The organism is Mycobacterium sp., assembly GCF_040509115.1.
Lineage (GTDB): Bacteria > Actinomycetota > Actinomycetes > Mycobacteriales > Mycobacteriaceae > Mycobacterium.
In genome coordinates this window covers 30,911-54,081 of record NZ_JBEVLO010000095.1, presented here as the reverse complement: position 1 = coordinate 54,081, position 23,171 = coordinate 30,911, and the positions used below count along the sequence as shown (strand labels likewise).

Annotated in this window: 24 protein-coding genes; 6 read left to right on the top strand and 18 right to left on the bottom strand. The window is 66.2% G+C overall.

The features are described 5' to 3' along the window. Positions 1–177 precede the first annotated feature (177 nt). Together ABW137_RS07980 and ABW137_RS07975 are read left to right on the top strand one after the other, a co-directional pair. Positions 178–1,125: an alpha/beta hydrolase gene (locus tag ABW137_RS07980; protein WP_526398628.1), complete on the top strand. Its 948-nt coding sequence runs from the start codon at positions 178–180 to the stop codon at positions 1,123–1,125. Then, on the top strand, positions 1,118–1,915 hold the full coding sequence (locus ABW137_RS07975; protein ID WP_526398626.1) for an N-acyl homoserine lactonase family protein: 798 nt from the start codon (positions 1,118–1,120) through the stop codon (positions 1,913–1,915). Before ABW137_RS07980 ends, ABW137_RS07975 begins: the two co-directional genes overlap by 8 nt. A 53-nt stretch (positions 1,916–1,968) precedes the next feature. On the opposite strand, the gene ABW137_RS07970 is transcribed toward ABW137_RS07975, so the two are convergent. The 13 genes from ABW137_RS07970 to ABW137_RS07910 form a co-directional block, all read right to left on the bottom strand. Continuing rightward, complete coding sequence (locus ABW137_RS07970; RefSeq protein WP_526398624.1) at positions 1,969–3,435, bottom strand: flavin-containing monooxygenase; 1,467 nt, start codon at positions 3,433–3,435, stop codon at positions 1,969–1,971. After that, positions 3,432–4,373: a cupin domain-containing protein gene (locus tag ABW137_RS07965; RefSeq protein WP_526398622.1), complete on the bottom strand. Its 942-nt coding sequence runs from the start codon at positions 4,371–4,373 to the stop codon at positions 3,432–3,434. The genes ABW137_RS07970 and ABW137_RS07965 overlap by 4 nt, the downstream gene beginning before the upstream one ends. 48 nt (positions 4,374–4,421) lie before the next feature. Next, positions 4,422–5,150 (bottom strand): HpcH/HpaI aldolase family protein, encoded by a 729-nt coding sequence (locus tag ABW137_RS07960; RefSeq protein WP_526398620.1) that lies wholly within the window; start codon positions 5,148–5,150, stop codon positions 4,422–4,424. A gap of 53 nt (positions 5,151–5,203) precedes the next feature. Further along, positions 5,204–6,088, bottom strand: a complete 885-nt coding sequence (locus tag ABW137_RS07955) for a DUF6282 family protein (protein ID WP_526398618.1) — start codon at positions 6,086–6,088, stop codon at positions 5,204–5,206. A 46-nt stretch (positions 6,089–6,134) separates the two neighbouring features. After that, positions 6,135–7,124, bottom strand: coding sequence for a cyclase family protein (locus ABW137_RS07950; RefSeq protein ID WP_526398616.1), 990 nt, complete (start codon positions 7,122–7,124; stop codon positions 6,135–6,137). After that, a complete protein-coding gene (locus ABW137_RS07945) occupies positions 7,121–8,521 on the bottom strand; it encodes an MFS transporter (RefSeq protein ID WP_526398614.1) in 1,401 nt (466 codons plus the stop codon). Before ABW137_RS07945 ends, ABW137_RS07950 begins: the two co-directional genes overlap by 4 nt. A 162-nt stretch (positions 8,522–8,683) precedes the next feature. Next, on the bottom strand, positions 8,684–9,256 hold the full coding sequence (locus ABW137_RS07940; RefSeq protein ID WP_526398612.1) for a carboxymuconolactone decarboxylase family protein: 573 nt from the start codon (positions 9,254–9,256) through the stop codon (positions 8,684–8,686). Further along, complete coding sequence (locus ABW137_RS07935) at positions 9,253–10,224, bottom strand: DUF6282 family protein (RefSeq protein WP_526398610.1); 972 nt, start codon at positions 10,222–10,224, stop codon at positions 9,253–9,255. The genes ABW137_RS07940 and ABW137_RS07935 overlap by 4 nt, the downstream gene beginning before the upstream one ends. Beyond that, positions 10,224–10,967: an SDR family NAD(P)-dependent oxidoreductase gene (locus ABW137_RS07930; protein ID WP_526398608.1), complete on the bottom strand. Its 744-nt coding sequence runs from the start codon at positions 10,965–10,967 to the stop codon at positions 10,224–10,226. Before ABW137_RS07930 ends, ABW137_RS07935 begins: the two co-directional genes overlap by 1 nt. 306 nt (positions 10,968–11,273) lie before the next feature. Further along, positions 11,274–12,023 carry a DUF2786 domain-containing protein gene (locus ABW137_RS07925; RefSeq protein WP_526398606.1) on the bottom strand — a complete coding sequence of 250 codons (750 nt, stop codon included), beginning with the start codon at positions 12,021–12,023 and terminating at the stop codon, positions 11,274–11,276. Positions 12,024–12,136: 113 nt separating this feature from the next. Then, a complete protein-coding gene (locus ABW137_RS07920) occupies positions 12,137–13,069 on the bottom strand; it encodes an NADP-dependent oxidoreductase (RefSeq protein WP_526398604.1) in 933 nt (310 codons plus the stop codon). Positions 13,070–13,078: 9 nt separating this feature from the next. After that, the gene (locus tag ABW137_RS07915) at positions 13,079–14,164 is read right to left on the bottom strand and encodes an alpha/beta hydrolase family protein (protein ID WP_526398602.1); all 1,086 of its coding nucleotides are present in this window, start codon (positions 14,162–14,164) and stop codon (positions 13,079–13,081) included. Further along, on the bottom strand, positions 14,161–15,033 hold the full coding sequence (locus ABW137_RS07910; RefSeq protein WP_526398600.1) for an alpha/beta hydrolase: 873 nt from the start codon (positions 15,031–15,033) through the stop codon (positions 14,161–14,163). The genes ABW137_RS07915 and ABW137_RS07910 overlap by 4 nt, the downstream gene beginning before the upstream one ends. A 75-nt stretch (positions 15,034–15,108) precedes the next feature. On the opposite strand from ABW137_RS07910, the gene ABW137_RS07905 reads away from it, so the two are divergent. Further along, entirely contained in the window at positions 15,109–16,110 is a 1,002-nt protein-coding gene (locus ABW137_RS07905) for an RNA polymerase subunit sigma-70 (protein ID WP_526398665.1), read from the top strand. 16 nt (positions 16,111–16,126) lie between these two features. Here the strand turns inward: ABW137_RS07905 and ABW137_RS07900 are convergent, their stop codons facing one another. The 3 genes from ABW137_RS07900 to ABW137_RS07890 all read right to left on the bottom strand — a co-directional run bounded on the left by ABW137_RS07900 (position 16,127) and on the right by ABW137_RS07890 (position 18,365). Beyond that, positions 16,127–17,008, bottom strand: a complete 882-nt coding sequence (locus ABW137_RS07900) for an endonuclease domain-containing protein (RefSeq protein WP_526398598.1) — start codon at positions 17,006–17,008, stop codon at positions 16,127–16,129. A 115-nt stretch (positions 17,009–17,123) separates the two neighbouring features. After that, entirely contained in the window at positions 17,124–17,900 is a 777-nt protein-coding gene (locus ABW137_RS07895; RefSeq protein ID WP_526398596.1) for an SDR family NAD(P)-dependent oxidoreductase, read from the bottom strand. Positions 17,901–17,909: 9 nt separating this feature from the next. Beyond that, entirely contained in the window at positions 17,910–18,365 is a 456-nt protein-coding gene (locus tag ABW137_RS07890) for a MarR family winged helix-turn-helix transcriptional regulator (RefSeq protein WP_526398663.1), read from the bottom strand. A gap of 72 nt (positions 18,366–18,437) precedes the next feature. Here ABW137_RS07890 and ABW137_RS07885 point away from each other — a divergent pair, with 72 nt between their 5' ends. Next, entirely contained in the window at positions 18,438–19,202 is a 765-nt protein-coding gene (locus ABW137_RS07885; RefSeq protein ID WP_526398594.1) for a pirin family protein, read from the top strand. Continuing rightward, positions 19,180–20,502, top strand: a complete 1,323-nt coding sequence (locus ABW137_RS07880) for a PQQ-dependent sugar dehydrogenase (RefSeq protein ID WP_526398592.1) — start codon at positions 19,180–19,182, stop codon at positions 20,500–20,502. The genes ABW137_RS07885 and ABW137_RS07880 overlap by 23 nt, the downstream gene beginning before the upstream one ends. Here the strand turns inward: ABW137_RS07880 and ABW137_RS07875 are convergent. Further along, positions 20,499–20,930, bottom strand: a complete 432-nt coding sequence (locus tag ABW137_RS07875; RefSeq protein WP_526398590.1) for an SRPBCC family protein — start codon at positions 20,928–20,930, stop codon at positions 20,499–20,501. The two genes, ABW137_RS07880 and ABW137_RS07875, sit on opposite strands and share 4 nt — an antisense overlap. A gap of 211 nt (positions 20,931–21,141) precedes the next feature. Between ABW137_RS07875 and ABW137_RS07870 the strand changes: the two genes are divergently transcribed. After that, the gene (locus ABW137_RS07870; RefSeq protein ID WP_526398588.1) at positions 21,142–22,224 is read left to right on the top strand and encodes a phosphodiester glycosidase family protein; all 1,083 of its coding nucleotides are present in this window, start codon (positions 21,142–21,144) and stop codon (positions 22,222–22,224) included. Positions 22,225–22,226: 2 nt separating this feature from the next. Here the strand turns inward: ABW137_RS07870 and ABW137_RS07865 are convergent, their stop codons facing one another. Beyond that, entirely contained in the window at positions 22,227–23,108 is an 882-nt protein-coding gene (locus tag ABW137_RS07865) for a fructosamine kinase family protein (RefSeq protein WP_526398586.1), read from the bottom strand. Positions 23,109–23,171: the final 63 nt, after the last annotated feature.

Sequence of the window (23,171 nt, the reverse complement as noted above, 5' to 3'; positions counted from 1 at the left end):
CCATGAAGGTCTTCTGAAGGCCTTCGGCCTTCGGCAAGCGACCGAACCTCGACTGCTCGCCGCGCAATTGTACCTTCGTCCGACAATATCGGGAGCAGGCAGAAGCGGGTTGCGGAGGCGCTGAATAGCGTGGTTCCACGCTAGAAACGGGTGGACGCGGCGCAGTTAGCTGACCTGATGGCACCGGACTCCGCCCAGCTCCCCTACGCCAAAGCCGCCCCGATAACTCTCGCGGCCGCTCACGCCGTCCGCGCCGCCCGTGTCGCAGATTCGGCGACGCTGATCGACAGACTGACGCGGGAGCTCCTGGTCGCCGCCCCGACCGCGGATTCGGTCACGGAGTCCCTGGCGAGAGTCGTGATCCTCAATCCGAAGTCGCTCAGACCCGATGCTGGTGATCGGCACGTCATCTACATCCACGGCGGCGCATACATTCTCGGCGCACCCGCCGACGCCACTGGCGTTCTGCTCGCGGATGCGCTCGGCCTGCCGGTGCACTCGATCGACTATTCGTTGAGCCCGGAAGCCGTCTTTCCCCAGGCGATCGGCGAGTGCGTCGATGCCTACCTAGCGATCGTCGAGCGATTCGGACCCGAGGTGGTCGTCGTTGGAGTTTCGGCCGGCGGGTCCCTCGCGCTCAGCCTGGTCCAACGTCTCCAGGCGACCGGCGCACCGCTACCCCACGCACTCGCACTCGTCACGCCATGGTCGGATCTCGCCCCGATCGGCGACACCTACGAGAGCAACGAGGGCCGCGACCCGATCATCCGCTGGAACGGCCAACTCGATGAGGCGGCCGCAGCCTACGCAGGGGTCGCCCCATACGACGACCCGCTGGTCTCGCCGATCTACGCAGACTATGACGCGAGCTTCCCGCCGAGCATCATCACTTGCGGGACTAGTGACCTCTTCCTCAGCAACTGCGTGCGCCTCTACTGGAAGCTCCGTCGAAGCGGTGCACGAACCGAGCTGCTCGTTTGGGAGGGAATGTGGCACGCGTTCCTCAGCGATCCCGAAATGGATGAGGCGAAGGAGTGCCGCACCGAAATCGCCGAGTTCCTCTGGAGGCAACTGGAAGCTGACTCCGAGTACGTCGTCGAGTCCAGCAGCGCAGGCCGTGGCTGAGCATCCTGCCATTCACCTCTGGCAGGTGCGCTACGCGAAGCGGGTACTGAAGAAGAGCTACGCGTTCCATGACTACGCGCAGTACGGGTTACCGGACGACGACCTCGAGATGGATTACAGCTTTTGGGTGATCCGCTCCGGCAGCGACGTGATCCTCTTCGACACTGGCTACCCGCTGCACGAGCGCAACACGCACGACGAAGTCCACGTGATGTCGCCACCGGAAGGCCTGAAGCTGCTTGGCATCGACCCAGCCGACGTCAGCATGGTCATCACCTCGCATTTCCACTACGACCACATCGGCTATGTCGGACTGTTCCCCGATGCGACCATCGTCGCGGGGAGCGCCGAGCGCGAATACTGGTTCGGACTATGGGATGCGGGACAACTCGAGGGCAGCCTGGCGTCTGAACATCACCTTGCCGCGATCAAGGTGGCCGAGGCAGAAGGACGGCTGGTTCTGGTGCAGGAACCGACCGAGGTGCACCGGGGCGTGACCGTCCATCCCGTGAGCGGGCACTCCCCGGGCGAGCTGTTGACCGTGGTGGACTCGGCGGCGGGACCCTTTCTGCTCGCGTCCGATGCCGCGCACTTCTACGAGCAGTTCGAGCTGGACTGGCCGTTCTTCGCCTTTACCGATCTCGAGGAGATGAAGGCGGGATTCGCGTTGATCCGCGCGCTCGCGGCCAAGACGGGAGCGGTTGTGATTCCGGGGCATGATGGCCGGACTCGGCTGAGGTTTCCGGCGGCGGAGGGTGCGGCTGGGGAGGTTGCGGTGCGGTTGGCGTAAGCACGCCGATCGAGGGTCGGGCAGCGACTCCACCAGCGTGACTGCCGGCGACCTCAGGAGAAGCGCAGGCCGCGACGCCGCAGGATGCGCGTCAGCACGAAGTAGACGAAGTGGGTGCGCGGCCACTGCGTCACGTTGTCGCCACTGGCCGTGTGGAAGTAGTTGTTGCACCCCGAGTTCATCGCTGACGCGTGCGTCGCGAGCTGCTTGTCGATCCATCGCACGTAGCCGCGAGCGGCCGAAGCGTCGGTGTCCACCGCGCGCAGGCCGTCCTTCTGCAGCCGCGCAATCGAGCTGACCGCGATCTCGGCCTGTCGCTCCAGCTGGGCGATGATCGACATCCCACCGTTGGTGTTCGGCCCGTACAGCACGAAGAAGTTCGGGAAATTCGGCACTGTCACACCCAGGAACGCGGATGCGCGATGCGCCCAAACATCGTGCAGCCGCGTGCCTTTGCGGCCGACGATCTCGATGTTCGCCAAGAATCTCGTAGGCTGGAATCCCGTGCTCATCACTAGCACGTCGATGTCGCGCTCGGTCCCGGTCGCATCCACCAACCCGCCCGGTGTCGCGCGAACAACAGCGTGCGGAACCAGCTCCACGTTCGACCGGTTGAACGTCGGGTAATACGTCGACGCGATCACCGGCCGCTTGCAGCCCCACGGATAGTCGGGCGTCACGGCCTCTTGGATCGCCGGATCCTTGATCGCCGACTTGATGTACGCCTCGCACATCGCGCGCATCTGCTTCTGCTTCTTGCTGGTGGCGTCGTTCGCTTTGAACCGCCGGATGCCCTGCGCAAACAGGTACAGGCGGTGGATCCGCTGCGCAAACGGGACGTGCTTGTAGAACGCACGCTCACGCGGGGTGAACGCGCGCTCGGTCTTCGGCTCCACCCAGCCAGGCTCACGCTGATACACGAGCAGCTTGCCGACATTCGGGGCGAGGGCCGGAACGACCTGGGCCGCAGTGGATCCCGTGCCGACGATCGCCACGGTCTTGCCCGTCAGATCGTGGTCAGGCTCCCAGCGCGACGTGTGGAACGAGACACCCGAGAACTCGTCGAGTCCTGGCCAGTCGGGGAAGCGCGGCACGCTCAGCAGACCGACCGCCGAGACGACGGCGTCGAACTCGTGCTTCTCACCGAGATCCGTATAGACGTCATAGACCTGGCGGCCGTCGTCCCATTCGGCCTTCGTGACCCGGGTGTTCAGTCGCACGTGCGGACGCAGCTCGAACGTGTCCACTACGTGTTCGGCGTACTTCAACAGCTCGGGCTGAGTCGCGTGCGTGCGCGCCCAGTCGTATTTGAGGAACGAGAACGAGTAGGCGTGCGACGGAATGTCGACTTCGCAACCCGGATAACGGTTCTCGAACCATGTGCCCCCCACCCCGGCGGCTTGCTCGAAGATCACGAACGAAGCGGACGTGCCCTTCTTCAGCTTCACGGCGGTGGCGATGCCGCCGAATCCGGATCCGATGATCGCAACCCGGAACGGTCTCTTGGAACGGCCGCTCATACAGCAGCTGCCCCAGCGACGGGTTCGGCGACCGGCACGGGCATCGGGTAGTCGGCAGCGTTCAGCACCCAGCCATCCATGTTCGAAAAATCGAGTCGGGGCGGGCTGAAGATATCGACCAGATGGTTGATCTCGGTGCCGACTGCCTCGCTCGTGTGCACGCTGGGGGGCGGGATGACCGCGACGGATGGGGCGCCGCAGAACTCGTGCTGGTCGTCACGCCAGACGCTGCGATCGGTGGTCCAGGGCCAGCGGACGTGATGAACGTATGCGCCATTCAGCACGAGGGAGCACTGCTCGAAGTCGTCGTGGAAGTGGGGCGAAAGCTTGTGCAGGTCACGCGGACCGTCGGCCGGCTCGATGAAGTTGACCATGAACGTGGTGCAGCGGAAGAGCCGAAAGTTCGATCCCGCCAGGGTCGGGACGTTCAGGTCGTACGACCGGATCTTGAAGCCCTCCGGCGGATTCGGCCAGCGTTCGAACGCGGGGATGTTCTCGTGAGCGGTCTCGTATGAGTCTGAGTTGGCGGCGAGCGCCACCAGATCCGCAGCGGTCGAACGCACCAGGCGAACCACGCGACCGGTGCCGGTGACCGTCACTGTGCTGTCACCGGGCGGAACGATCATCAGGCGCTTGCCCGAGGCGTCAACCGTCTCTTCCCCGGCAGTCACGACTGCGCGGGTGGCGGTGTCGGGTAGCAGGACGACATGCTCTTCTGGCTCCGCGATTCGCTCGAAACTCACCTCACCCGCGAGATCGGTGTAGCTGAGCACGAAGTTCTGGCCACGCGCGTACCAGGTGGAGAAGCCGTCGCCGGTCTCCTGCGGCTCGGTCTCGTAGAACTTGGCATACTCCATCCCGGAGAACGCGGTGGCAGTTGGCCCGGTGGGCCCGGAGCTCGCCAATTTGGCTCGGACATCGTCCTTTTCGTAGGGCACGGGAGAATCCTTTCGGTTCGTTGAGGGAGGTTCGCGAGGAGAGCCGGACTACGCGGGCTGCGGCTGGGTGCGCTCGGCGACCTGGCTGCGCGTCTCGGCCACGAGCCCGGCTGCCGCGGCGCGCAGCAGCCCGGTGTCATTGCTGACCATGACGAACGAGAACCCACGGGCAGCAGCTGCGGCAGCCTGTTCTGCGGTCTGCACCGCCGTTCCCGTCGGGATCCGGTGTGCCTGCGCCTGCTCGAGGAAGCTGGCGACGAGTCGCTGGATCTGCGGGTCCTTCTCGTCCAGTCCGCTCGACTGCTGCAGATCGCCCATGCCGAGGAAAAGCCCGTTGAGATGCGGCACCGCGACGATCTCGGCGATCGCCTCGAGCGACCCGCGATCCTCGAGCTGAACAGCACGCAACACGTCATCCCCGGAGGCAAGGTAGGCATCCCGCGAGAGGCCACCCCACTGCCCTGCCCGAGCCGTGATGCCCATCCCGCGCTCACCGGCCGGAGAGAAGGTCATCTGCGCTACCGATTGAGCGGCCTCGGCGGCAGTCGTGACCCGAGGAACAAGGATTCCGTCGACCCCCGCATCGAGAAGCCGCTGGAGGTGGCTGCCGCTGCGGTCGGGCACGCGCACCAGCACGTTCATTCCGGCCCCCTGCGCGACCACGGTTGCCGAGTAGACGAAGTCGAACGACAGCGGCGCATGCTCCTGGTCGATGACCACGTAATCGAATCCGGACAGCGCCAGGATCTCGACCGTCTCGAGCGACGGAATCTTCACCCACGTTCCGATCAGAGTGCGGTCAGCCTCCCGGAGTGCGCGCGCGAAACCCCTCACGAGTCGAGCCCGATGAGGCGGGCTGGATTCTCGCGGATCATCAGTGAGATCTCGCGCTCGGTGACGCCGAGGTCGAGGAGGCGCCCGAGCAAGCTTCGGTACCCGTCGATCGGGAGCTGATTCCCGACCTGGCCGAGGTCGGATCCGATGATCGTGTTCTCGGCGCCGATCGCCGAAATCCAGTCGATCAAGGTCTGCACCGGGAAGATCTTGTCGTTGTCGTACATGGCGATCTCGTGCTCGATGACTGCCCCTGCGGCAACCATTGCCTGCGCATGCTGGCGATCGATGTCGGACACGTAGTTCGGATGACTGACGACGATCTGGCGATGCCCGATCCTCTGCGCGGCACCCACGACGGCTGCGGCGGACTTCGTGTCCAAGTGCCCGGTGGAGATGAGCGCGCCCGCCTGCTTGGCAAGGCCGACGATCTCCTCGACCTCGGGCCGGAGCTCGCCGTCGTCTCCGAATACCGACACCTCCTCGGCCTGCCTGATGCCCAGAGGCTGGAAGTGGCATTGGGTTTCGGGGTGGTGCGACGAGTGGTCCAGATGGATGGTGGACGAGATCGTCGGGAACCAGACGATCTTGCCGCCCATCTTCAGTGACAGGTCGGCAGCGTGCGGGTTGAGTCCGCCCACCGGACTGTTGAGTGCGACTCCGCCGAAGACCTGGGTCTTGACGTCTTCCAGCAGCGGCGCGATCGCCAGGACGTCGTTGACGGTGTCGTGATAGTGACACTTCACGACGATGGCGCGGAAGCCGGCCTCTGCCGCCTGCTTCGCAGCTTCGGCGTGTGTGATGCGCCGCGGCATCGGCGAAGGGCCGGAATGGGTGTGGAGGTCGATCGCCCCAACGAGCAAGTCGTCTACGGCACTCATCTGGTGGTTCCTCTCGAATGGCTTTGGGGGGGCATGCGCGTCGCCGTCATTTGATTGCCATCGCGTTCGGCGGGGAGCCGACCCCACCGATGACGTTCAGGGGTTTGGCAGTGAGCAGGAATTCGTAGCGGCCGTCTGCGGCACAGGCTTCGACGAGCTCGTCGAGCTTCCAGAGCTCGCCGATGAAGAGGCCGAGCAGAGCGATCAGCTGGCGGTGCATCATGCCGTTGTGGCTCGGCCCACGGCAGGGAAGCGGCTCATCGGGGTCGATGAATCCGGAGTCCGGATTGACCGGGAAGGCTTCGAGACCGGCATTGTCGGAGATCACCATCGAGAACTGGCTGTCCCAAAGAAACTCGAGCATCGCATCCGACTGCATCAGCCCCGGGGATCCCCAGTTGGCTCGGCGGTGGGCGCGGCCGTCATCGGTGAGCGCGAGATAATCGGCTGCCCACCCCGTGTTGACGAGCAGGATGTCACCGGAGTGGAATGCCACGTCCTGGTGCCGAGCCGCCGCGACCAGATCCTCAGGCGTCACCATGTGGTTCGTGCTGTTGTCGAACGTGGTACCGATGCTGGCGTAGTACCGGGGGAGGTCGATCAGCACGCCGCGGCCGAAGACTCCGTTCTCGGCGACGAGTCCGATTCCGAGATCAGGGGATCCGACCGCTACGGCGTCATCCGCAACGCCTCCGTAGAAGCCGGCCACAGGATGCCGCATATGGCGGAGTCCGTCGATCTGGGAGGTGGACTGCAGATAGAACTTGTCCAGCCAGTCGTCCCGATGGTTCGGGTTATTGGAGAACACGTAGTGCTCGGTCGGCGGACGAGTGCCGGCAATGCTCGGAACGAAGGTGTTGATCGGGTAGTCGAGGTTGATGATGCGGCCTTCGCGTACCAAACCAGCCGCCCGCGCGGAAACCTCCGACGTGATGAAGTTCAGCGTGCCGAGCTGATCGCTCTCACCGAACACTCCCCAGGACGAACCTGAGGGAGCGTCGGAGCGGGCGACCAGTTCTCGGTAGCTCGGAATCACGAGTTCGACTTGCTTGCCGCGGCCGCTCGGGCCGCGATTCCCGCGGCACCCTTCGAGTGCAGTGTTGCCATCGATGCGGTGTTCAGATCCGTTCCGCGGGTCTCTGGCGAGAGCGCCACCGTGATGATGATCAGCAGCCCGCCGACCGCGACCAGCACCGCAGCCGTCAGACCGCTTGGGATGAGCTGCGCCAAACCGAGCTGGTAGAAGGCGAAGAAGCCGGGGATGATCACGGCCAGGCTGTAGCCGATGCCCCAGCCCGACGAGCGAACCGAGGTCGGGAAGCGTTCGTTGATGTAGGAGGGCAGGGTTCCGATGGTCGCGGCGTTCACCGCGTTGAGGAAGAACACGATCGTGATCACGTACGGCAGTCCGAGGTTGGTATTCGTGCCGAGCACGGCGAACAGCGTCGTCATGACAAGAACCACCAGGGCTCCGCAGCCGATCAGCACGGGACGTCTGCCGACCTTGTCGCTCAGCAGTCCGGAACCCCAGTACGCCGCCGGGATGAAGATGTTTCCGACGATGAGGCTGACCGTGAGTGTCGTTCCGGTGAAACCGTCTTGCGCGAGCACCAGCTGCGGAAGCACCGACCCGACCATGTTGACCATGAAGAAGACACCCGTCATCAGCAGGAACACCTGGATGAACGCCGTGCGGTTCTCGCCGCTGAGCATCTCGCGAAGAGGGTTCTCCGACTTCTTGGCGTTCTCCCAGATGACGCTCTCCTCAACGTTGTTGCGCAGGAAGCGGGCCACCACGAATGCGAAGATCGCGCCGACGAAAAACGGTATGCGCCAACCCCATTGGACGTATGGGGAGTCGATTTCGCCTGCAGGCGAGATGGTGAGCGAGACGAACGTCACCAAGGAGATGGCAAAGTAGCCGATGGTCGACGCGCTCTGCACGAAGCCGCCGACGAGGCCGCGACGGTTGGTCTTGGCGTATTCGATCGCCATCGGAGTGGCTGCCGTGTACTCGCCGCCCAGGAAGATCCCGTCGATGAAGCGAAGGGCGAGCAGGATGCCGATAGCGAGCCCGCCACCGATCTGCTCCGCGCCGGGAAGGAGCCCGATGATCAGTGTGACGATCGAGAATCCGTAGATCGCGATGGCTCCCACGCGCTTGCGGCCCAGCTTGTCGGCGAATAGGCCGAACAGGATGGCGCCGACTGGTCGTCCGATGAGCGTGGACGCAAAGGTGAGCCCGGTCACCAGTGCGGTCGTTTCGGTCGACAGCCCCTTGGTGAAGTAGATCATCGCCGGCAGCAGCGCCACGGATGGCAGATAGATATCGAACGAGTCCACCAGGAAGCCCCAGAAGGCTCCCCTGATGGCTCTGCGACGACGGACGACGGGGTCGGTCGTCGACACCGCTGCAGAAGTTGGCTGCGACATTTGGTCTCTTCCTCGGGGGGATCCGACAGTGGATCGGCGAGCGATTCTGCGGCAATCTGCCGGGCCTGGACAGGACCGCAGCTCGCCGTGAGCACACTCACAAACTATGTGCGGGCTCTCGTCGGACCACTACTGGACGAGTCGATTTCAGGTATTTCCCCGCTATTCGGAGGGAGGATCGATGGCGAAGACGTTGAGCTGCAGAGCCATCATTCGGTAGTAGCCGACAAGGGTGACGAGCTCGAAGAGGCGGCGCTCACCCAGCTCGTCGCGGGCGATCGCGTACTCGGTGTCATCGAGGGTTCTCGCGTCGACGAGCCGGCGGGCTACGGCGAGCGCCGCTCTCTCCCCCGCGCTGGCCCCCTCGGGGTCGCGGCCCTCGCGGATGTCTTCGAGGTCGTCGGCTGTCCAGCCAGCTTTGCGCGCTGCGGGAAGGTGGGCGTGCAACTCGAAGGGCTGAGCCTCGCTATACGCGACAGTGAGGATTGCGGCTTCGCATTCGCGTGCAGTGAGCGTGAGGCCGAAGCGGATCGCTGCCCCGAGCCTTTCGAGCGCATTCGCAACCGGCGGCGCGAGCAGCCAGGCCGATGGCGGACCGGTGAGCGCCCCGTCGGCGTCCAGTAGGGAGAAGGCCACGTCGGGCGCTGCCCGGGGCCCTGTCGCGAAGAGGTTGTAGAACTCGAGCTGCTCAACCGTGAGGGTTTCCGGTGGCCGCGGCTCAAGGCGACGGTTCATCGTGCGACCTCGATTCCCAAGACTCGGCGCGGATTGCGCACGAGCATCTGACGGAGCTCCTCGGCGCTCGCGCCGAGATATTTGAGCTGCTCGGCGAAGATTCGGAGCATCTCGGGTTCCGGCGGGACCCAGCGCGAGAACACATCGGTCGACAGCACGGTGTGCTCCGCACCTACTTCTTCGATAGCCGCGAAAACCTGCTTGATCGTGTGGTGGCTGTCGGGATGCAGCAGCGGTGCCGCGGCGAACTCCACGTAGGCGCCACACTCGGTGAACTGTTTCAGCTCTGCCGGGTCGGCGGCGTAGTGCAGCGGATGGTTGATGAACACGGGGACGTCCTTCTCCTTGCACTCCTCGGCGAGTGCCTTCGATTCGGCGAAGGTCAGGTGCCCGGTGCCGATCACGAGCCCGAGGGCGGCGGCGACGTGAACGATGTCGGCGGCCGCAGACGTCAAGCGTCCGTTCGAGTCGGTGACACTGATCGCATTGGATCTGGCGTAGTCGTCGAAGTGAGCGGATCCGCGAGCGAGCAGGGTCGAGATGTACCCACCACGCTCGACGTCTGCAGCCGATCCCCAGGTCGGGAAGAAGATCACTTTGGCACCATGTGCCGCTGCGAGTTCGACGACCGCCGGTGAGACGCCGCCATTCTGCGGGTTGAGCGTGATGCTGCCGAAGACGCGGAATTCTTCCGGGTCGAACTGATCTTGAAGCGCGGCGGCTCGATCCATGGTTGGCCAGAGGTGAGACTTGAGCACCCAGCCGTTGATTTCGTACTGCCGGGCGAGAGCCGCGACCGCGGCGTCAGTGCCGCGGTTGACGACAGCCCGTGAGAGGTCGGGCTGCCCGTGAACGTGCAGATCGATTGCACCGGCGATCAGATCGCTGAAACCTCTGGGCAGGGCGTCGGCGAGGTGCGGCGGTGTTGATGCCGTCGGCGTCGTCGATGTCGCGTCTTGGTCGATCATCAGCGAGCCGTGAATCCGCCGTCGACCGAGAGGATCGCGCCGGTGATTGCTTGCGCCTGGGCCAGCCAGACGATTGCCTGCGCGACTTCTTCGGGCGTCGAGATGCGGCCAAGCGGGTGGTTTGCGATCTGAGCCGCGCGCGTGGCCTCGGGGTCGGGATCCGGGTTCTCGGTGCGAGACTTCGCAACGAACTGGGTGTCGATCGCTCCGGGCGCTACCGCGTTGACTCGGATACCCGCCGGCGCATGCTCGATCGCCAGCTGGCGGGTGAACTGCACCAACGCGCCCTTCGTGATCGCGTAGACCGCTTGCCCGGTCATGCCGATCAGGCCTGACATCGATGCGACGTTCACGATGGCGCCGCGTGTCTCACGCAGCGCGAGGATCGATTCGCGAGCGTGCACGAAGCTGCCCTTGACGTTCACCGAGACGAGCCGGTCGAAGTCAGCGACCGTGGTCTCGAGCAGCGGACGGCTGAGATAGCGGCCTGCGTTGTTCACCAGAAGGTCGAGCTGGCTGAAGTTCTCACGCGCCAGCTGCACGGCTTCCCGAGCTGAGGACTCTCGGGTGACATCCGCAACGAACGGGATCACGACACCTGGCTGCGCCAGCTCTTCGACGCTCGGGTCGACGTCTTCGGCGATGACTGCGTAGCCGTTCCCTAGAAGTTCGGCGACGACCGCTCGTCCAACTCCCCCGGCCGCTCCGGTCACCAGGGCTGTGCGCTGCATCGCTGGAGCCATGCTTTCGACCCTACGAGCGCAAATGTCCCGTTCCTAGGGTGTTTTCGCCCTACTCCGGGGCGACGGCTCCCACCCATGTGCGCGGCGCCCACGTGGTGGGCCGGTCCGGCAGCCTGCGGTGGGACCGTCGTCCTCGTGGTGCGCGGCAGTGACGCCGCGACGCGCACGCACGAACAGCGGTTCGCCAGCCTGCCACCGAAGAACTCCAGGCTGCGGTTGGCGTGCTCACCCGCCCCCGAAGAGCGTGCGCACGAAGCGCGCGCTCGGCCTCACATGCCTTCGAGCGATGGATATCGCGGCCCCGACCTAACGACCCAATGTCTTTCGCGCCCCGGCCAATTCGGCACTGGGACCGAGCCTGGCGCGTCGCCCTGCGCGGTCACCGGCCCGCCGTGCCGCCGACGAGTACCCCGCCGAGGCGCTGGTGGCCCGCCACGTGCCGCGCGCCTTGGACGCCTCCCGGTAAAAACTCTTGAGTTCGATGTCCTTGTTGCGCAACGCGACCGCAGTACCGGGCTGCTGATCACGGCCCGAGGTCGCGGCCTGCCTGGCGTCCTCGCGTGCCTCGGACAGTCGCTGACCCACGCGCGCCCCGAAGGCCAAGTGGAAGTTCAGGCGCGCCGTGATGGTGGGCGTCGGACGATGCTCACCGGACGCGAGGTAGGCGTCGGCCGCCTTGACCATCTGCACCACCAGACTGGCGTACAGCGCATGCCCGGCGTCGATGTCCTCGGCGAATCCGTACGCGTACACGAAGGTGGAGTTCGATGCGACGTCACACTTCACGTCGTTGGCCATGGCGATCGCCACGAACAGTTGCACGTACGTCCGCAACCCCTTCGTGCCGGCCTCACCGATGGTGATGGTGCGTTGCACCGGCGCCTGCGCGGCGGTCCTCGTCGCCGAATGTGCCCTCGCGACTGCCAGATCGATGGATGTCGTGGTGGCGAGCCGCTGGGCCGCCGTCATGAAGGCCTCGGCCTCGTGGACGTTATCGGTGTTCTCCGCCTGGCGCAGCAACGCGGCAATCCGCGCCAGCATCTTGTCGTCAGTCATGCGCGATCCCGCTTCGCTTCTCGCTGACCCTCATGCGCGATCCCGCTTCGCTTCTCGCTGATCCTCATGCGCAATCCCGCTTCGCTTCTCGCTGATCCTCATGGATGCCCACGCTAGGGAACCAGTACGACTTTTCCGCCGGCGTGCCCGGTCTGCAGGTAGCGATGCGCCTCGGCGGCCTCGTCCAGCGGGAAGGTCCGATCCACGGTCACCACCAGCTTGCCGTCCGCAGCCAGCGCGATGATGTCGGGGCGGGCCGCGTCGCGGACCTCCTGACCACCATCGGCACTGCTCAAGACCGCGATGCCCAGTTCTGGTCCCCGCTCGAAGCCCGCGATCGAGGCGATGCGGGCGCGGTCGGCGACGAGTTCGACCGACGTGTCCAACGCCTCGTCCGTGCCGACGAGGTCGAGCGCCACGTCGACCGGACCGATCGCCCGCACCCGGTCGGCGAGTCCATCGCCGTACGCGACGGGCTCGGCACCGTATTCCCGCAGTTGAGCGTGCCTGCCGGGACTCGCGGTGGCGATCACCGTGGCCCCGCGGGCCACCGCGAGCTGGACCGCCATCAGCCCGACGCCGCCGCTGGCGCCGTGGATCAGCACGGTGTCACCGGTCCCCACCCCGGTCTTCGTCAACAGGTGCCACGCGGTGCCCGCGGCGAGCACCAGCCCAGCGGCCTCGGGAAAGCTCAGCGCTGCCGGCTTGTGTCCCAGCTCAGCGGCGGTTGCCACGATTTGGTCGGCGTAGGTGCCGTCGACATTGGTCACGATCACCTCGTCGCCGACTGTCAGTGGACCGGTGTATGCGGTCGCTCCCGGGGTGATCGCCGCGACCACGCCCGCCGCCTCCAGCCCCAACCGCATGGGTAGCCTGGCGGGGTCCTGCCCCATCGCCCCGCTGTACAGCTTGACGTCGATCGGGTTGGTGCCCGCCGCACGCACGTCGACCAGCACCTGACCTTCACGGAGTTCGGGTATCTCGATGTCCTGCAGCGCAAGGACTTCCGGTCCACCGTAGTTCTGCGCAACCACTGCTCTCGTCATGGCTGGAGTCTAGCGAGCTGGGACGGGAAGCTTCGCGACGAACGTGTCCATCGCCGACACCAGCTGCGGCGACAACGGATCCTGCTTGGCGTAGTTCGCGACGTTGTCGGTCGGATCGTCGCGGAGCACGTGGCTGACGCCCTTGAGTTCGACGACAGTCAGCGCGGTGTGGCTCAACGCGTCGACGAGGGGCTTCTCGGCGCCGCAATATGCTTGAGCGTCGGAATCCGAACACGTGAGCAACACCGGGGTACCCGGCGGCACCGCAGGAGCCAACGCGAGCGGGTCGACGGCATCCGTCTCCAGCACCGCCTTGACGTTTCCCGGGTTGAGGATGGCGCCGAGCCCCTCGGGGATCTGCGCGGGCGCGGTGCCCTTGGTGCGGGCCTCGTCGACGGCGGCCAGCCACGCCTTCAGGACGTCGTCGGCCTGCTGCTGGGTCTTTGCCCCCGACTTCACGTCGGCGTCGATGCCCGTACGCACGCGGCCGGTGATGATGTCCAGGTAGCGGCCCGACAGCGGCTGAAACAGACCGAGCGCCTGGATCTTCGGGGCGCCGGGCGCGGTGTCGGTGGCCAGCTGGATGGCGTGCACCGTGCCCTCGCCGACCGCGTAGACGGAGATGCCCGCGGGATTGGTCCCCGGCTGCCCGGCGAGGTACCGAACGGCGGCCTTCGCCCCCGCGGTGTACACGGCGCTTCCGACGTCGGCGGGCCGCAGCGCGTAGGGTCCGAGTCCGGTCTTACCCGTGCCCACCTTGTCGTAGCGCAGCGTGGCGATGCCCTTGCCGGACAGGTACTCGGCGAGCTGGCGCATGTTGCCCACCGGTCCGGCTACGGCGTTGTCGCCGTTGCGATCGGTGTTGCCGCTCTCCGAGATGAGCAGCGCGGCAGGGCCTTTCGGCGCGTCCTTCACGTGGCGGTAGGTGCCGTACAGCGTGAGGCCGTCGGCGGTGAAGGTGACGTCATCGTCGACCCACCCACCCGCCTGCTCGGATTGTCCCTGCGGGGCGGACGCGCCGTCCTCAGAAGAACAGCCTGCCACGGCAAGGATCGCGACGAATAGCAAAACAATTAGTCGGCCAACGGCTTTCACAGGCGAACCTCGATCCAGGCCACCACGTCGTCGAGCACGACCGCCTTCTCGGGCTCGTTGAAGACCTCGTGGTAGAGCTCGGGGTAGACCTTGAGGTTGACGTCGCTGGAGCCGACGCACTCGACCAGCCTGCGGCTGCCGTCGACCGGAACCAGCTTGTCCTGACCGCCGTGCACGACCAGAAGCGGCGCGGTGAGCGCGGCAGCGCGCTGAGGCATCGTCTCCCCGACGCCGATGAGCGCCTTGGCGATGCCCGCGGGGAGCTTGCCCTGATGCACCATCGGGTCGGCCATGTACGCGGCCACCACCTCGGGGTCGCGCGACACCGCCTCGGTCGGGAGGTTCTCGACGGGCAGGCCGGGCAGGACGCTACCGACGACGTTGGCGACGGCGATCATCACCGGCGAGACTCCGTCCTGGGCGTTGACCGCGGGTCCCGACAACACCATCAGTGCGTAGTCGTCGGGGTGCTCGACACCGTAGGAGAACACCACGCCGCCGCCCATGCTGTGGCCAAGCACGACGCGCTTGAGTTCCGGGTGCGCCGCCGTCGCGATGCCGACCAGGTGGTGGTAGTCGTCGGTGTACTCGGAGATGTCCTTCAGATAGACGCGCTTGCCGCCAGACCTGCCGTGGCCGCGCAGGTCGAGCGCGTAGGTGATGAGTCCGCCTTCGCCGAACCGCTGCGCGACGTGGTCGTAGCGGCGGGCGTGTTCGGCGTAACCGTGGCAGATGATCACCACCCCGGTGGGATCGGTGTTGGGTGTCCACACGTCGTAGACGATCCGAGTGCCGCCGACACCGTCGAAGCTGCGTTCGCTGCGGGTGACCGACGAGCCTTCGCGCGAGGAGTCAGCAGATGTGGCCATCAGGGGAGACTAGCGGGCCATGCTGAACGCGCTTGGCGATGGCGCTACCACCTGTCGGACCCTCTGGGTAGGCTCATCGAGGTGAGCGTGCTTGCCGAGAGCTTCGACTCGAAAGACGCCTTCCTCGCCGATGCGCAGCGTTACCGGCGGGAACTCATGGCGCACTGCTATCGCATGACGGGGTCGCTTCACGATGCGGAGGACCTGGTCCAGGAGACGTACCTGCGCGCCTGGAAGTCCTACGAGGGGTTCCAGGGCCGGTCGTCGATCCGGACGTGGTTGTACCGGATCGCCACCAACACCTGCCTCACCGCCCTCGACGGGCGCCAGCGCAGGCCGCTGCCCACCGGCCTCGGGGCGCCGAGCTCCGATCCCACGGGCGACATCGCCCAGAACGACGAGATCACCTGGCTGGAGCCGCTACCGGACTCCCCTCGCGAGCACCCGTCGGACCCGTCGGTGATCGTCGAATCCCGTGACGCGGTCCGGTTGGCGTTCGTCGCCGCGCTACAGCATCTGTCGCCGCGCCAGCGGGCGGTGCTGGTGTTGCGCGAAGTGCTGCAGTGGAAGGCTGCCGAGGTCGGGGACGCCGTGGGTCTGTCCACCGCCGCGGTCAACAGCCTGCTACAGCGGGCCCGCGCACAACTCGACGCGGTGCACCCCAGCCAGGACGACGACGTCGCCGCGCCGGAGTCGCCCGAAGCGCGGGATCTTCTGGCGAAGTACATCGCAGCCTTCGAGACCTACGACATCGACAAGCTGGTCGAGCTCTTCACTGCCGACGCGGTCTTCGAGATGCCACCGTTCGACGGCTGGTATCAGGGTCCGGAGGACATCGTCACGCTGTCCAAGACGCACTGCCCCGCCGAGGGCGCAGGCGACATGCGATTCGTGCAGACCACCGCCAACGGTCAGCCCGCCGCCGCGCTGTACATGCTCAACCGCCAGACGGGCGCGCACGAGGAGTTCCAGCTGCACGTGCTGGAGGTGCGCCGCGGCGGGGTCTCCCACGTGGTCGCGTTCCACGCGGTCGGCAACGGCCTGTTCGAGAAGTTCGGGCTGCCCACCTCGTTGTAGGCGGGTGAGTGGCCACTTACGCCACGCAATTGGCCAAAAGACGTGTGACAACTGGCCATTCGGCACCGGCTTGGCGAAGTGCCTGGCAGGTCCTGAGCATGATCACGTCGCGGCGGGCGCGCAGCATGTCGGCGCTAACTCGCACGATCAGCCACCCCCTGGCCAGCAGCTCCGCAAGGCGGTCGATGTCGCGCTGATGCTGGCGGGGGTCGGTCCAATGCTGTACGCCGTCATACTCGACACCGACCTTGAACTCCCGCCACCCCATGTCGATGCGCCAATCGTCGACCACGATCTGGGTCTCTGGCCGCGGTAGTCCCGCATCGACGAGCACCAAACGCGTTCTGGTCTCCTGCGGCGATTCCGCGCCCCCGTCGACGAGCCCGATCACCTCGCGCAGCTGCGCCAAGCCCCGGACACCGGGATGCCGCCCGATCAGCTCAGCAACTGTCGACATGCGCAGACCCGTCGCGTTGGCCAGCGCGTCGATCCGGACCACGGCTGCGGTGCGTCCCGGCCGCCGCCCCAGGTCGAACGCCGTCCTGGCTGGCGTCGACACGGCGATCCTGCCGATGTACCGATGCTCGTCGGCGGATAGCTCGTCACGATGGATCAGAATGCCGGCGGCCGCTTTTCCGTTGCGACGGAACAGCTCGGCGGGCCTCGCGGGGTCGATCCACTTTGCGCCCTGCAACGCCGCGGCCGACAGACCCGCCATCGTCGAATCCCGCCCCGACCACAGCCACGCCGCGACCGCACGATCGGCAGCCGTCAGCACTACACCCCGTGGCACGTAGACGTCGCGGTAGACGCGGACATACCCATGACCAAGCGCCCTCCTGCTCACGGCGCCGCGAGCCAGTGCTTCACTTCCCAGGAAGGGCCAGTCGGAGGTCACCAGCCCACGATGCGACGAATCCGCCGTGTCGTGCTCAAGTTATCCACAGGCGCGAGTGGCCACTTATCCCACGCAATTCGCGAAAAGGCGTGCGCTAACTGGCCACTCGACGAGGCTACTTCGGCGGCATCCGGATACCGCCGTCCACACGGACGACTTCGGCGTTCATGTACGAGTTGGTGATCAGCTCGATGACCATCGACGCCAACTCCTCGGGCTGCCCAAGGCGATGCGGGAAGAGCACCGATTCACCGAGCTTCTTCTTGAATGCCTCCGACGCCTCGCCCTCGCCGTAGATCGGGGTGTCGATGAGTCCCGGCGCCACGGTGTTGACGCGGATGGCGGACGCGGACAGGTCGCGGGCCACCGGCAGGGTCAGACCGACGACGCCACCCTTTGACGACGAGTAGGCGGCCTGGCCGATCTGGCCGTCGAAGGCCGCGACGCTGGTCATGTTGACGATCGCGCCTCGCTCGCCGGTGTCGGTGAGCTCGTTGCGGCTCATCGCCGTGGCAGCCAAGCGGATGCAGTCGAAGGTGCCCACCAGGTTGATGGCGAGCACTTTCTTGTAGGCGTCGAGGTTGTGTGCCGACGCGAATTCGCCGTCCTTGCCGATCGTGCGCTGGGCCCACCCGATGCCTGCCGAGTTGACCAGTGCCCGCAGCGGGCCGAGTTCGGTGGCCGCGTTGACGGCGACCTCGATCTGCGCGGTGTCGGTGACGTCCACGCTGACGAAGGCACCCCCGAGTTCCTTGGCGAGGGCCTCGCCGCGTTCTGCCTGCAGATCCGCGATGACGACCTTGGCTCCCCTTTCGGCCAACTTGCGGGCAGATGCGGCGCCGATACCCGACGCACCTCCGGTGACGATTGCGCTAGCTCCGTTGATGTCCACGCTGACAGATTAAGCAGAGCCCTCCCCGAGCCGTGCCAGGACCTGCGACGTCCAACCGTCCAACGCGCGCAGTTGGGCTGCACTCACCCCGTCGAACACGACGGTGCGCACCAGCTCGACGTGACCCTGCGCCGACGACTCCAGCGCGGACCGTCCCGCGTCGGTCAGCTCGACCGTGGCCCCCCTGCGGTCGTCGTCCGCGCCGCGACGTTCGACGAGCCCGCGGGAACGCATCCGTCGCAGCTGGTGCGACAGCCTGCTCTGCTCCCACCCCAACCGGTCGCCGAGCTCGTTGACCCGGCAGACCGCGAGCTCCGCCAGCGCGACGAGCACGTCGTAGTCGGCCAGCGAGAGCCCGCAGTCGCGCTGCAGTTGGCGGTTCATCTCGATCTGCAGCCCGGCGCTCATCGCCAGGTAGTTGCGCCACACTCGCTGTTGATCGTCGCTCAGCCACATGGAATATATGACACATCATTTAAGTTGTCGTGTCCAGTGACAGCCACCTAGGCTGGCAAATGATCCCCGAGGAGCTCTTCCATGACCACCACTGACATCGTCGAGATCCGACGCGCGCAGGACCGGGCCAGCACCAAGATCTCCTGGCTCGACTCGAAGCACTCGTTCTCGTTCGGTGGTAACTACGACCCCACCAACACCCATCACGGACTGCTGCTCGTCAACAACGACGACGTGGTCAAGCCGGGCAAGGGATTCGACACCCATCCCCACCGTGACATGGAGATCGTCACCTGGGTGCTGCGCGGCTCGTTGGTTCACCAGGACTCCACCGGCCATTCGGGCGTCATCTATCCCGGCCTGGCACAGCGAATGTCGGCGGGGCGCGGCATCATGCACTCGGAGAAGAACGACTCCTGGACGTTGACGGGCGAGAGCTCACACGCCGACCCCGTGCACTTCGTGCAGATGTGGGTCGTACCCGACGAGTCGGGCATCACCCCCGGCTACCAGCAGCTCGAGATCGACGACGAACTGTTGCGCGGCAAGCTGGTGACCATCGCCACGGGCATGCCCGAACACTCGGGTGACGCCGCCATCACCATCAGCAACAAGTACGCAGCCCTGCGTGGAGCGCGGTTGCAGCCCGGCGACAGCGTCGAACTGCCGCAGGCCCCCTATCTGCACCTGTTCGTCCCCCGCGGCGAGGTGGTGCTGGAGGGCGCTGGCCCGCTCCACGAAGGTGACGCGGTGCGCTTCACCGCATCCGGTGGCCAACGGGTCACCGCGACGGAATCATCGGAAATCCTGATCTGGGAGATGCATGCGGGTTTGGCTGCGGCGTAAGGCGTTCAAGGCAACGGGTGCGGTCGGCGCCATCGGCGTCCTTCTGCTGGCGGGGTGCTCGTCGAGTACTCCGCAGGCACCGACCGAGGCAGCGACGACGACGACGCGGCCGCCCGCGGAGGCGGGTCTGGTCGAGGTGACCGTGCAAGTTCCCGACGATCTCAACGCCGCGCCGTTCGACGTACCCCGAAAGGCGTTGGTGCCCAACGGTTGGACCATGTCGGTGTGGGCGCGGGTGCCCAAGCCACGACTAGCGGCCTGGACCCCGGACGGCAGTCTCCTAGTGTCGATCCCCAGCGCCGGGCAGGTCATCAAACTGCAGCCGACCGGCGCGGGACCGCAGATGCTCCTGCTCCTCAACGGCATGAACCAACCGCACGGCCTGGCCTTCGCCGGTTCGACCCTCTACATCGCCGAGAGCGACGAGGTGGTGGCGTTCGACTACGAGAACGGCGTCGTGAACCGGCCGCGCACCGTGGCGACCGGATTACCCGACGCGAGGAGCCCCGAACTCGGCGGCGCCTACTCGCATGCCTTGAAGAGCGTCGCCGTGGGACCCGATGGCGCCGTGTACTTCTCGATCGGTTCGACCGGAAACGTCTCCGCCGAGGATCGCGACGCCACGCCGCAGCGCGCCACCATCATGCGGATCCCGCCCGGCGGCGGACCGTACCAGCCGTTCGCCACGGGTGTCCGCAACGGCACCGGCCTGGCGGTCGCCCCCGACGGCTCGGTGTGGACCGCCGTCAACAACCGCGACAACGTCGCGGTCGCCGACGAGGGGCCAAGCTACGGCCAGGTGGTTCCCGATTACGTCGACGAGAACCCCCCGGAGTCCCTCGCGAAGTTGACCCCGGGTCGCGAATTGGGTTGGCCCTACTGCAATCCGGACGGCGGACCAGCCAATCTACCGCTGATCCGCGACGTGCAGACCAACGCCGACGGCAGTCGGCTCGACTGCGCGGCGCTCCCCGCCATCGAGCAGAGCATGGGTGCGCACTCGGCCCCGCTTGGCTTGAGTTTCGACGACGGAGCACTGCCCGCGCCGTATGCGAGCGGTGCCCTGGTCGGTGTGCACGGTTCGTGGAACCGTCAGCCGCCGCGCGCCCCCGAGGTGTCGTTCTTCCCGTGGCAGAACGGTGGTCTCGGAGATCAGCAGACACTGGTCGGCGGTTTCCAGGCCGACGACGGCTCTCGGTGGGGCAGGCCGGTCGCCGCGGTGACGGGTCCCGACGGCGCGCTGTACGTCACCGACGACTACGCGGACGCCATTTACCGAGTGGCGCCGCCGCGCCCCTAGAGGCCGTTGAGGACCGTCGTCATCTGCTTCTCGGTGTCGTTGGCGAGCTTCTCGAAGACGAGTTTCATGGCAGGGCTGATCAGCTTGGCAGCGCCATGCATCTCCAGATCGGCCTCATACGTGATGACCGATCCCGCACCAGAGGCGTCGACCGTGATGGTGTCGACGGACGTCGACGAGTCGTTCTTGCCGACGAAGACCAGCGTGCGGTTGCTCAGCTTGTCCAGGGTGTAGGTGAGCTTGGCGGTCACTCCGAAGATCTTGGACACGTTGCGCCAGGAAGCCCCGACGTCGATGGGACCGCTGCCCTCACGGGTACATGACTCCGTGCCGGGATCCCACTCTTCGGCGTTGCCGAAGTCCTTGAGGTAGTCGATGACGCGGTCCGGGGGGACGGCGACGTTGAAGGTTCGTGACACTGAAGGCATGCGTGGGTATTACCCGCGTCAGCGGGAATCACTCCCGACCTCGCGGATGGCCACGGCCGAATCGTGGACTCCAGTGGGTCTCCCGTGCGGCCACGAACCGTTTGCCAATGAACAGATGCGAAACCGAGACGACGCCGAGACCAAAGCGGTCGGTGCGTCAGATGTGATAGCGGTGTCGTGTTCCACAGCAACTTCGTGACAGGGGCCAAGCGTGTCGACTAGCACCGCGAACCTCCAGAGATTCACCGCCTTCGCGACCATTCTGACGCTCGGTGCGGCGCTGGCGGCCATCGTGATGGCACCCGTGGCGCGCGCCGCGGACGCCCGCGAACTGCTCGCAGCCGCGATAGCCACCACTCGCGGTTCATACCTGGTCTACAACTTCGGCGGCGGTAACCCCGCACCGATGCTCGACGCAGCGGGCAACTGGTACGAGATGGGCAGCGGCGGCCATCTGATGATCATCAAGGGCGCGTCGGGACGACTGTCGCCCAAGTTGCTGCTGGATTCCCACCGCGGGTACCAGGCGCGCTGTGAGCGCAGTCCGGCGGCGCGTACCAGCGAGGGCCTCTGGCAGGCCTCGGAGACGTTCACTCCGTTGCAGGCGTGGCAGGCACTCGGGCAGCCGACGATCGCAATCAACGCCAACTTCTTCGACGTGCGGAGCCAAAAGGGCGGGTCGTGGAAGACGACGGGGTGCAGCTCGCCGCTCGGGGCCTACGTCGACAACACGCGCGGCGGCGGCAAGACCAACGTCGCGGTCACCGGGACCATCGCCTACGCAGGCAAGCAGGCTCTGTCCGGGGGTGACGAAGTGTGGACGGCGCTGACGACGATGGTCCTTCCCGTCGGCGGCGCGCCCTTCATCGTCCCCCCGAGATCGCCCGACGACTATGACGCCGCCTCACCGGTGATCGCCGACCTGATGGACAACGGCACCCGGTTCGTGGCCGTCAGCGGCCTTGGTCTGCTCGCACCTGGGGACACTGGCCAAATGAATGACGGCGGGCCGAGTGCCGCCCGAACGGCGCTGGCTTACGCCAAGGGCAAGGACGAGATGTACGTCTTCCAGGGTGGCAGCTACACGCCCGATCAGATCCAGGACCTGTTCCGCGGGCTCGGCAGCGACACCGCGATCCTGCTCGACGGCGGCGGCTCGTCGGCCATCGTGTTGCGTCGCGACACCGGCGGCATGTGGGCAGGCGCAGGCGTTCCGAAGGGTTCGTGCGACACCATGCAGGTGCTGTGCGACGCGCGCGAGCGCGCCCTCCCGAGCTGGCTCGCGTTCATCTGACCTCAGCCGTGCGGGGCGTCAAGGGCCAAAGCTGCATCGGCTGCGTCGGCCACCCCGCGCACGTAACCGGATCCGAACAGCACGACGTGGGCCAGCAACGGATGCAGCTGGTGCAGCGGGACTCGGGCCTGCCATCCGGCGCGTAGCGGATTCTGCGTCTGATAGCCGTCGATCACGGCCCCCAAGAACGGACACCCGAACAACGCCAGCATCGCGAGGTCGGTCTCACGATGCCCGCCGTGCGCCGCCGGATCGATCAGCACCACGCCCTGGGCAGTCCACATGACGTTGCCGCTCCACAGATCACCGTGCAGTCGCGACGGTTGGTCGCCGTCGTCGAAATCACCGTTCTCGCAACGCTTCACCACTTCGGCGATGGCCTCGCGAACGACCCGGTTCAAGAGTGACCCGGCGCGCTCCACCATCGGCACCAGCCGATGCGCCGCGTAGAACCGGCCCCAACTCCGGTCGACCGAGTACGCCATCGGCAGCGGTTGGTCGAGCGGACCGAAGAAGCCTGGCCCAGTCCAACCGTCGGGCGCGGCGCCGAACCGCCGCGCGCCCGCATCGTGCGTGCGGGCCAAACGACGACCGAACTCATGGGCCGCCGCCCGGTCCGGGCGCACCGGCGCCAACCGCTCCAGGGTGAGGCTGGTCGCATCGTGCCGGATCACCCGGACGCACGGCACTCCCCCATCCACGGCGCCGAGCCAGCGCAGACCGGCGGCCTCGCAACCAAAGAAGTCGCGGGGCGCGTTGGCGTTGCGCTTGACGAAGTGAGGCGCGCTATTCGTCATGGCTGACCCGTCACCGTGCGAAAGGTCCAGCACCGCAGCCTCGGCAGTACCCCGCGAGTTGGCCCGTGACGCTGATATCGCTGCCATCCAATGACTTTCGCCACCGATCCGAGCTCACGGCCTCCAGCAGTCCGTTCACCACGACACCCG